We start from the raw sequence: 1,032 nt of genomic DNA, 5'->3' as shown, positions 1-1,032 counted from the left end.
GGCTCTTCGTAAACGAGAGTGTAGGTCAGTGATCTTCAAACACAGCGAGTCGCTGCCCGGATAGACGTCGAGGTCTTCCGATGATGGAAGTTCCTACACAATCCACACGGAAGACCTCGACGTGGCCAAGCCTACTTTCTCGACCCCGGACCTCACGACATTTTGCCGACTCAACGACCTCGACCTCACCTGCATCGGCCAACACATCACCGCCAAAAACGCCATCCTGAAATGCCGGCCGAACACCACCGATAACTGGTGCCGCCGGTGTGGCGGCCACGGCGAAATCCGCGACACCGTTCTGCGGCGGCTGGCACATGAACCCTTCGGCCACCGGCCCACGACACTCCACATTCGAGTGCGTCGCTACAAGTGCATCGAATGCGGCCACGTGTGGCGCCAGGACACCACGACCGCGGCACCAGCCCGGGCAAAGATCTCCCGGTCCGGACTCGATTGGGCACTGCGTGCTCTCGTCGTTGATCACGACACCGTGTCCGGGATCGCTGACAAGCTCGCGGTGTCCTGGCATACCGCGAATTCCGCGGTTCTGGCCGAAGGGCACCGGCTGCTGATCAATGATCCGAATCGTTTCGACGGTGTGTCTGTCATTGGTGTCGATGAGCACGTGTGGCGCCACACTCGCCGGGGAGACAAATACGTCACCGTCGTCATCGACCTCACCCCGATCAGCCAGGCCACGGGACCTGCACGCCTACTCGACATGGTCCCTGGACGGTCGAAGCAAGTCTTCAAGCAATGGTTAGCCGCACGCCCGAAGGCCTGGCGTGATGGGATCGAAGTCGTCGCGATGGACGGATTCTCTGGATTCAAGACCGCAGCCGCGGAGGAACTTCCCGATGCTGTGGAAGTCATGGACCCCTTCCACGTCGTCAAGCTTGCTGGTGATGCCCTTGACGAAGCTCGTCGTCGCGTCCAGCAGGAGACAACTGGGCATCGGGGACGAGCTGCGGATCCGTTGTATCGGGCGCGGAGGACTCTGCATACGGGTACCAGTTTGCTCACGACCAA

General features: G+C 60.9%; 1 protein-coding gene. It reads left to right on the top strand.

Going from position 1 to position 1,032, the window contains the following annotated elements:
- Positions 1-121: 121 nt before the first annotated feature.
- Positions 122-1,032 (top strand): ISL3 family transposase (locus tag MPN20_RS17115; protein ID WP_242784065.1); only part of this gene is annotated, 911 nt, incomplete at its 3' end.

Origin of the sequence: Brevibacterium sp. ZH18 (genome assembly GCF_022748595.1) — a bacterium.
Lineage (GTDB): Bacteria > Actinomycetota > Actinomycetes > Actinomycetales > Brevibacteriaceae > Brevibacterium.
Note: the sequence above shows the minus strand (reverse complement) of the source record. Positions and strands in the feature narration are given on the sequence as shown.